The 10388-nt window shown below is 60.0% G+C and carries 3 protein-coding genes; all 3 read left to right on the forward strand.

Features of this window, described 5'->3' with window-relative positions; all coding sequences use genetic code 11:
* Positions 1–684: a virion core protein, T7 gp14 family gene (locus tag AXF19_RS06475; protein ID WP_066846639.1), complete on the forward strand. Its 684-nt coding sequence runs from the start codon at positions 1–3 to the stop codon at positions 682–684.
* A 3-nt stretch (positions 685–687) separates the two neighbouring features.
* A complete protein-coding gene (locus AXF19_RS06480) occupies positions 688–2742 on the forward strand; it encodes a hypothetical protein (RefSeq protein ID WP_066846642.1) in 2055 nt (684 codons plus the stop codon).
* A partial coding sequence (locus tag AXF19_RS06485; protein ID WP_442983843.1) for an ADP-ribosyltransferase-containing protein occupies positions 2732–10388 on the forward strand: 7657 nt, incomplete at its 3' end. The genes AXF19_RS06480 and AXF19_RS06485, both read left to right, overlap by 11 nt.

Raw genomic sequence — 10388 nt, forward strand, 5'->3', positions numbered from 1 at the left:
ATGTGCGGATGGGTGGCAGGTCTGACGGCGCTCGGCGGGCTGTTTCAGTATCGGCAGCAGCAGGCGCAGGCAAGTGCACAGGCGTCGATGTACCGTGCGCAGGCGGATGCGGCGGCGCAGAATGCGCGCATCGAAAACCGCAGGCAGGAGCAGATTGCGGATAATTATGCACAGCAGCAGGAGGCGCTGCGCGCGCGCCGCCGTCTTGCCGCAGGGGCGCTGCGCGCGGAGACGGGTGCGGCGGGGCTGAATTTCGCGGGGTCTGCGATGGATATTCTCTCCTCGGGTGATGATGCGTACCGGCAGGATGCGATGAATCTGCTGATGAATCAGAGAAATGATAATTATGCCTCTCGTGTATCGGAGAGCAATTATGTGAATGAGGCGAATCGGGCAAATGCGGCGGCGGCCAATGTGCGCCGTTCGGCGCGCCTCGGGGGGCTTGCGACGATTCTCGGGACGGCGGCGTCGGTGTATGGGGCGGCGCAGCCGTGGAAGAATGCGGGGAGCGCAAGGTCTCCGATGCAGGTTGGTGTGCCCCCACGAGATATGGGCTATGGGACGTCGGCGTTCTACAATTCAAGGTCGGGTTATTCGTTCGGGACGGATTATTTTGCCCGCAATCCGTCGTTTGCTTCGTTCGGGAAGGGGCTCTCGAATTACGATCCGCGCAGGAGGTGGTAAGGGATGAGGTTCACAAGCTATCAGCCGGCTGTGGATCCGCAGGTGATGCGTCCGCCCGCTGTGCGTGCCCCGGGGGATGTGTATGCCTACGGTACGGGCGGTGAGGGGTACGCGAAGATGGCGGCGGCGCTCGGGCAGGTGAATAAGGTGGCGGCGCAGCGTCAGGATGATCTGGATGCCGCCGATGTGATGCAGGCGCGCAATGAGATGATGACGCGCCTGACGGAGCAGCTTTACGGCGAGAACGGGCTCTTTACGACGGGGGTGGGTGAGAATGCGAAGGGGCTGATGCAGCGGACGACGGCGGCGATCAATGAGACGTTTGCGGATGTGGGCAAAAAGTACAATGCGCGTGTGCAATTTGCGCTGAAGGGCAATCTGAATGAGAATATGGCGAATTTCCAGCGGATTGCGGCGTCGAAGGAGATGGCGGAGCAGAAGGCGCTCGCGAAGGAGACGCTTGCGGCAAATCTCTCGGGCAATGCGCAGCAGGCGGCGCTGACGTGGCAGGTAAACGGTGCGCCGACGATGTATGTGAAAAGCGGTGAGCGGCTTCTGATGGCGCAGGCGCAAAGGGAGGGCTGGTCGGGGGAAATGCTTGCCTCGGAGCGTCAGAAGATGGTGACGGATGTGGCGGCGGCGGCCGCAGGGGCGGCGATCGAGAATGAGGACTATGAACGTGCGGATGAGATTCTGTATTGGATGCGCAATGATATGGATGCCTCTGTCTACTATAAGCTCGCGCGTGAGGGGAAGAAGAAGCGGGATGTGAGGGAGATGGATGCGGATGTGTCGCGGATTCTTTCGCTGCCTGATGTCTGGGACGGGCAGCATTTTAATCAGGCGCAGGCGCGGGCGTATGTGGATGAGGTGTATGGAAAGGGTGCGGTGCGTCCGGCGGCGGGGATTTCTCCGCAGGATGTGGCGCGCGGTTTTGCGCCGATTCTCGGGCAGGAGATGGTGAATAAGCGCGACGGCTGTGTGGAGGCGGCGCTAAAGGGGGCGCAGGGGCTTTGTCCGTTCTATGCCCGTGAGCAGGAGAAGGGGGTGGTCTATGTGCCGACGCTGCTGCGCGATGCACGCGCGGATGACTCTGTGGTGGTAGAGGAGTATGCTCCGGGGATGGAGGTTCCCGCCGGTGCTGCGATTATCTATGCTCCGCCGGGGGCGGATATGTCGGATGCGGAGAATGCGTATCATGTGCTGGTCTCTGACGGCAGAGGCGGCGTATTCGGCAATTCTTCGAGTGCTGCGGACTATGTGGATGAGAACGGCAATCTTGTGCGCGGGAATGGGCTGGTGACGCATGGGGAGTCGGTGGAGATCGGCGATGATCTGGTGCCCGCGCTGGTGATCCGCCCGAAGGAGACGGCTCCTGTGTCTGCCTATGATCCCGAACGGCGCGATGCGCTGCTGCGTCTGGTGGAGGCGCACGGAAATGATCTCGAGCGTTCGTATCAGGAGGAGCGCAAGGGATTTCTGGATCGGGTTTTGCGCGCGGCGCAGGAGGCGGGGAGCTACGGGGATGCAATCGCGATGCTGTACGCGCAGGATCTGGATATGAAGGAACGCAATGCGCTGGAAAGCACCATTGCCGGCTACTATCACGTAACGAATGGAAAAGGGAGCGGCGGCGGCAGCGGCAGAAGTAGCGGCGGAAGTAGCGGCCTAGGGAGCGGCGGCAGAGGCAGAAGTAGCGGCCTGACCGAAAAAGAGGCGCGCGCGGCTTACAACAAGCTGCAGGTGCTCTCGATCCGCCTGTCCAATGGCGAGGATGTCAAGCCGGAAGCGTTTGTTGCCGCGCGGGATGCGGGCAATCTCATCGACGACTACGAGCTGCTGAACGAGGAAGCGCTGCAGGAGCTGCGGTCGCTCTACAACGATCAGGATTTCATGTCAAACCTCACGGATAATATCGAGCGGCGTGGTGTTGCAGGCACATATAAAGACCTTGTGATGAAAGGCGCTGATCCCATCATTGCGGCAGTTCTGGTGACGAAGACCGACAATTACTATTTGCGGGATGAGTTCCGAGGAGAAAAAGACAATGGCACTTGATAGAGAAGCGTATTTTTCTTATGTGGACGATCTGAATCGAAAAGCAGAGGAGCAGGCGGCGCGCGCAGCGGAGGAAGCAAGACCTTTTTCTGAAAAGGCGTGGAATGCGGCTGCGGGGGCTCTTGATGCGGCGGGCGGGGTGCTCGGCGAGGTCGGTGAGGGTTTTGTGTCGTCGGGGGCGCGCGCGCGCGATGCGTATGATGCGTTCCGTGAGGCGCGTGCGGCGTCGGATGAACCGCGTCATGTGTTTATGAGTCGCCCGGATGTGCAGGAGGCGGTGGATGATCTGGAGAGCGCGGCGGTGGATTTTGTGATGGCGCCGGTGAAGGTCTTTGCCGATCATACGCTCGCTCCCGCGCGCTCCTATGTTGCCAAGAGGATTGATGCGGCGGCGGATGAGGGCGGCGAGGTTGCGCAGAATCTGCGCGCAACGGAGACGTTCGTGAGCTATTTTATGACGCCGGAGGATAAGCTCCGTAAGGCGCGGGAGATTGAGGAGAATACGGGAATTCCTGCGGATGCGTTCATGGAGGATGCGGCGCTCTACAAGGAGGCGCTGCGCATCAATGACTATACGGTGCGCAAGAAGGCGCTGATGCAGGATGCGTTCTCGATGGAGGCGGTGTTCGAAGAGTTCCCGGAGATCCGCGCTGTGGCCGAGATGAGTCCGAAGGATGCGGCGCTGGCGCTCCATGATATCGAGTCGGTGCGGCAGACGCATGGGATTGTGGAGTCGTTTACGCATTTCCTCGAGGTGGGCAACAGAAAACTCGAGTATGATAATCTGCAGTACAAGATGGCGACGGGGACGGCGGATGAGAATGACCGTCAGCGGGCTGCGGATCTCGAAAAGTTGTCCGATTCGGACAAGAAGCGGCTGCCGTCGTTCTTTGATGATCCGCTGGCGAAGGCTGCGGGGATGATGGCGTCCTCGGGACCTGAGATGCTGGAGTCGTTCCGCGTGGGGCTGCGCGAGGGTCTCCTGACGGCGGAGGCTACGGCGATTGCGGGGGCGGCGGCGGGGACGGCGATAGAACCGGTCGGGGGGACGCTCGCGGGCGGCGCGCTGGGGGCGGGCGGCGGTTTTGTGGCGGGGTTTGCCCGCTCTGTGCTGGGCTCTGCTGCGCGCCGTCAGATGGTGCGTACGGCGATGACGCGCGGGATGCAGGCGGGGATGTTCGAGGGGATGCGCCGTCCTGAGTCGGGGGCGCGCTACGCCGAATATGGCGAGATGAAGGATAAGGAGGGCAATCCGCTCCTCTCTGAGGATGAGCGCCGCCTCTATGCGGCTGTCGGCGGTGCGGCGAATGCAGCGATTGAGATGTGGAATGCGGGGCTGTTCGCTAGGCCCCTGCGCGGTCTGAATCTGTTCGGCAGGGAGGGCGGCTATGGGGCGGATGCGATCCGCGCGGTGATTGATCGCGCGAAGTATGATGCGGCGTCTCGTGAGTCGGTGGCGTTCTTTGCCAAGGAGCAGGTGAAGGATGTGCTGAAGATCGCTGTGACGGAGTCGCTCGAGGAGGGGGCGCAGTCGCTCGCCGATGATCTGATTCACAATGAGATTGTTGACGCCGCAGATGGCCGGGCGGCGGATGAGGCGGTCTCTCCGGGGGATATGGCGGTCAGGGCGCTGGTTCGGACGGCGGAGGCGTTTCCGGTGGGGGTGGGGTTTGGTCTGGCTGCGCCGCTCGGCTCTGCGGGGGCGGCGCTCCGGCATGCCCGCAGGCTTTCTTCGGAGCAGGCGCGTGAGGAGGTGCAGGTGCAGCATACGCTGACGGGGACGGTGATGCTGGAGGGGCTGCAGCAGGTGTCCTCGTCTGCAAAGCTGAAGCAGACGGCGCCCGATGTGCAGCAGGAGATCATCCGCGCGCAGGTGCAGGGGTCTGGTTTTGAGGCGGCGTATGTGGATACGGTGGCGGCGCTGCAGTCTCCTGAGGGGGCTGAGGATCTGGAAGCGGTTGCCCGCGCGGCGGGGATTTCGGATGAGGAGCTGTCTGAGACGATTGCGCGGGAGGGGCTGCTCTATGTTCCCGTAGAAAAGTATGCGCAGTCGGCGGCTTCTCCTGCTCTGCTGGAGGCGGTGTCGTTTTCGCCGGAGGCGGATTCGATTGCGCGGATGAAGATGAATGCACGGGCGCTGACGGATGCGATGGAGAAGGCGCAGAAGGATGCGGTGAGGGCGCGGACGCAGGCTGTGCATGCGATTGTGAATGCGTGGTTTCCCGAGGCGCCTGTGCACGCGGATGAGAAGGAGAAGCTGCGCCGCGATGTGGAGCGTGAGATGGCGATTGCGGCGATTACGCAGGATCCCGATAGCCCCGCGCATGGCTGGCGGCTGCTCTATGATATGTTTACGGCGGAGCGCGATGCGCTGCTGCATCCTGCGCTGGATGCGCTCGCGCGCGGGATGAAGAAGGGGGTGGATATTCTCCAAAACGGTCCTGATGGACGCGGGATCCGTGTGTCGAATAATGCGCCGTGGTATCAGGAGTATTACAAGGAAAATGGCAAAACACCAAATCAGGAGCAGCTGCGTGACCTTGCCTATCTGCTGACTGTCGGCGATGTCTCGGCGCCCAAGGTGGAGGGATGGCTGCCGTCCTCGCAGGAGGCGGCGGATGCGATGGAGGCGGCACGCGGGCAGCTGGATGAGCTGAATGCACATATCGGGACGCTCTCGAACATTAAAGACCGTATGATGCAGCTGGATGCGGCGGAGGTGCGGGCGACGCAGGGGCTGACGCCTGAGGCCTATGGTGTCTATCATGCGGTGATGGCTAAGCTGAGGGAGATCGGCGGGGTGCAGGCGCAGGCGGCGCGGTTGAATGCGCTGCTCTTTGCCGCCCGTGCGGATGCGGTGGCGCGCGTGATGCGTGAGAAGGGGGGTAAGAAGGACTATACGGCAAGGGATTATTTCGATGGGTTTGTGCTGCGCTATGGCGGGCGCGGGGAAACGGGCGGCGGCTTTGCGCAGAGAGAAATGCAGTCGCAGAAGGAGGCCGTCCGCAAGCAGTACGAGGGTACGGCGCAGTGGATGAAAGCCCCGAACGGGAAAGTGACGAATCTCACGGAGGATCAGTGGCTCACCGTAAGGACTCCTGCATTCAAGGCGTGGTTTGGGGACTGGGAAGTTTCAAACGCTCTGGAATTTGCACTTCATGGAGACCCTGTTACGAGTCTTACGGGGAAGGAGTTTCAGCCGGACGGCGTAAAGCTGACGGATAAAGTCCCGCAGTGGTATAAAGCACACTTCAATGGCGTTGCAACCAATCCTGAGCTTGGTGAGGTCAAACTTGACCTTGAAGGCGTCAAGGATTCTATGGGGCACGGGATGGGACGCGAAAAGGCGGCGGCGTATGCAGCTGTTCCCTATATCATAAAGCACGGTGTCGTGTATGATCGGCAGACGAATTGGAAACAGCGCGGATATGATACGGCGGTTATCATTGCACCAATCAAGTTTGCGGGACAGGACTATATCGGCGAGGTCGTTGTAAAAAGGCAGCCGAATCGGCAGGGGTTCTATCTGCACGAAGTCGAGATACAGAAAAAGCTCGAGAGTGCGTTCAAGACCCCCACCAAAGGAGGCGCACCTCAAGCTTCTAGGTTAATTATTGCAGACCATCTCGAAAAAGTCAAGGATTGCTCCAAGGTTGTGGACGAGAACGGCGAGCCTCTTGTTGTGTATCATGGAACACCACTCGGCGGATTTGATACCTTCAAACGGCAGCAGAACTATTTCACGTCAATGAAGTGGTATGCAGACCGCTATCAAGATGAGAGTACGAGCAGCAATTTCGTTCCTGACAAGCACGAGAATCCGGGCGAGAAGATGACGTATGCTGTGTTTCTCAATATCAAGAAGCCTTTTGATACGAGGAACAGCAAAGAGCGTAAAATCTTTGAAAAAGAGTTCTATCGACAGTGGGGATATGGTGCGCCTCTTTCGGATAAAGGATTGCCCGACTGGACGGACGGAGATGATCTGCAGGAGTTTTTCGAGGAAAACGGATACGATTATGACGGGCTGCTCCTTGACGAAGGCGGAATTCCCGATAATCACGGGGGCGTTATTTCACGCGGAATCAGTTATGTGACATTCGAACCGAACCAGATCAAGTCCGTTGACAACAACGGCACATTCTCTGCCGACGATATGAATATCTTCCACCAGCGCGCATGGCACGGTTCGCCGCAGGACGCTGTGTCCGCTGAGATGGCGGCTGTCCGCAAGCGGTATGAGGGGACGCCGCAGTGGATGATGGCGCCGAACGGGAAGCCGACGAATCTCTCTGAGGAGGAGTGGCTCGCTGTGCGCACACCGTCCTTTAAGGCGGCGTTCGGGGATTGGGAGCAGGTGGCGACGCAGCGCGCTTTGCAGGAGAGTGAGGCGCTGCCGATTTCGGAGGAGCTTTTTGCACTCGAGGGTAAGGAGCTGCGGCAGGCAGCGCAGGAAATCTATCGGTCAAAATTTCAAGAGGGCGGGCATCCAATTTCTATAATGACGCGAGACGGACGGCGTGTTGTATTTGGGATGCGCGGCTTTAAGGAAATCAGACGTCATTCTGCAGATGCTCTGGTATTGCAGATTGTTCCTCATCTGAGGGAGATTGTCGAAAATGGCTGTTATCTGTTTTCGCGCGATGTGGAAAAGGATAATAATAGCAAGGCAGATAATACGAAGGCGTTTCACTACTATGCCACAAAGGTGGCGGTAGAGGGCAGAGCGTATTATGTGCGCTTTGTGGTGCGTGAATACGCAAATCAGGCGCTTTACTATGACCATGATTTGACAACGGTGGAGGCAGTAGAAAAAGACGCCGGTTTCTCTGCAAATCCTGTAGCCAAAACAGGGGGAGAGAAACCGACGCCTTCTGTTAATCACAGTATAACACAGTGGTGGAAGGGTGTCAACGAGATCACGCTTGCAGGCGATGTGGATGAGAACGGTGAGCCGCTTCCCTCTGTCCTGTCTTCCCGTCACAATCAGGAGCAGCAGGGGGCGATATACGGGGAGTTCTCAAAGGAGAACGGCAAGAAGATCATTACGCTCTTTGCGGGGGCGAATCCCTCGACGATGCTGCATGAGATGGGGCATCTGTTCCTGGATGACCTGGATGAGCTGGCGCAGTTCGATGAGGCATCGGCAAAAGACCTTGCCACGGTGAATGAATGGGCCGAGTGGCACGAGGGGGCGGCGAAGGAGTACGAAAATACGCCGTGGGCCCAGGAATTCCGCGAACATGAGGCGGCGATTCGTGATGCGCTGAAATCGGGCGATGCGATCGCTCTGAGGGCGGCAAGGAAGCGCTGGCGGCATGAGCGTTTTGCACGCGGGTTCGAGCTGTATCTCTATGAGGGGAAGGCGCCGTCGAAGGCACTGCGCGGGGTGTTCCGCAGGTTCAAGCAGCTGCTCCGCAGGATCTATCAGTTCGTGAAGGATGTGGGCGGCAAACCTTCTCCTGAGGTGGAGGCGGTGATGGCGCGCATGATCGCCTCACAGGAGGAGATCAAGGCGGCAGAGCTGGATGAACGCTGGCGTCCTGTGGAGAAGATGGGCGGCAAGGAGGCACTGGATGATCTCCTCGGGGACGATGTGGCGGATACGTATGCGAAGTGGCTGGAGGAGGCACGAAGGGATGCGGAGGATATTCTGCGCGCCCGTGTGATGAAGGATCTGAGGAAGGAGGCGCGCAAGGAGTTCAAGGAGCGTGTGGAGGAGGAACGGGAGCGAAAGCGCGTGCAACTCGAGAATGAGCCGGTCTATCTTGCGGAGGCGGCGATCCGCGCGCAGGGGGATGAACGGGCGGCGCTGCTGTTCTTCCCGTCGGTGGAGGCATACAAGGAGGAGCGCGCTAAGCGTAAGTCTCCGGAGGAGGAGCTGCAGGATGCAATGGAGGTGTTCGCGAAGGGGCTGGATGAGGAGCTGATGGCCGCCGCGCTCTCGGATGAGAATGTGGCGCGTGCGATGCAGACGCCTGAGGCCTATCATAGGCGCGTGGCGATTGAGCGTGAGGCGCTGCGCGCGAAGGAGCGTCTGGCGCGCTATGTGGGCGGTGCGCCGAAGGAGGAGGATGCTGCGCCCGCACAGGAGGAAGGCACGGGCAAGGAGGCAGAGGGCGCACAGGAGGCACAAACGGGCAAGGAGGAGAAGGCACGCGCGGACAAGGAGAAAAGAGGTGCCCGCGCGGAGAAGGAGTCACGGCGCACGCAGGAGGAGCGGCGCAGGGCATATGAGGAGGCGGCTTTTCAGAATGCGCGCTATCTGCGTGCCGAGGCGCGCCGTCTGCTCGCAGATAGTCCGATCTCGGAGTCGTGCAATCCGGAGTTCTTCCGCCGCAAGGAGCGTTCTCATGCACGCGCTGCGGCACGGGCTGCGGCGCGGGGGCGCTGGGATGAGGCTCTTTCGGCAAAGGATGCGCAGGCGCTTGCCGCTGCCTGTGCCTATGAGGCGGCAAAGAATGCGTCGAAGGTGGATGCACTGAGGAAGGATGTGCAGAAAAAGCTCGGTGCGCGGACGGTGCGGCTTGCGCCGAATGAGCGGTACTGGCTGCATCATATTGCCTATCTCCTCGGGCTGAAGTCCTCGGATGCGGAAAAGCCTGTCGATGGTAAGTCGCTCTCGGCTCTCTTTGATGAGTACAGGGAGAATAATGATGTGGATGCGGCGGATCCGTCGGATCTTCTGGAACTCATTACGCAGGAAAAACGCAGCTACACGGCGATGCGCCTCGGGGATTTCGCCGATGTGGTGGATGCACTGCGGATTCTCTATACGATCGGACGCGACCGCAATCGGATGAAGTCGGTCGCGGGTAAGACGGTGGAGGAGGTGTGCGATGAGATGATGGCGGATCCTGCGGCGCTGCGCCCCGAGGGTGTTGTGGAGCATCCTGTGTCGGAGGATACGGGAGGTCTTGGCTACAGTGAGCTGCTGGCAAAGGTTCCGGGTATCGGTGAGGTGATTGCCCGCCTGACGCAGAAGGGCGCTCTGCCGCTCCTGAAGCCGGAGATTATGATCCGTCTGCTCGGGGAGAAGGCGCATGGCTATCTCTACGGCACATATGAGCGCGCGCAGATGAGGGAGTCGGAACTCATCGGCGAGAAGACAAAGGCGCTGGATGAGATTTTCTCGGTCTATTCGCGCAAGGAGCGGATGGGCTGGAAGGAGCGCAATATCGATGCGCACGGGGATATGCTGTCGAAGGAGAATGTGCTGTGTCTGGCTCTCAACTGGGGGACGGAGACGAACCGGAGGCGCGTGATGGATGATATCGGGCAGCGGATGGATGTGCCCCGTACGCTGCGTGAGCATATGACGGAGCGCGATTGGAAGGTGGTGCAGGAGGTCTGGGATCTCATTGATACGTTCTGGGAGGAGTCTGCGCGTACGGAGGAGGAGCTGAATGGGGCGCATCTGGGGAAGGTGCCCGCTGCGGCCTTTACGATCGAAACGGCGGATGGCGCCGAGGTGAAGCTGCGCGGCGGGTATTATCCGATCCGCTACAATCCAAAGAAGTCGGCGCGCGTCAATGACAAGGACGTCGAAGCACAGGCAAAGAACCGCATGACGGGGGCGCAGGTGTTCGGCACGAAGCGGTCGCATACAAAGGCGCGTTCGGAGGGGGATGTGGTGCTGCCGGTAA

Source organism: Selenomonas sp. oral taxon 126, assembly GCF_001683335.1.
Lineage (GTDB): Bacteria > Bacillota > Negativicutes > Selenomonadales > Selenomonadaceae > Centipeda.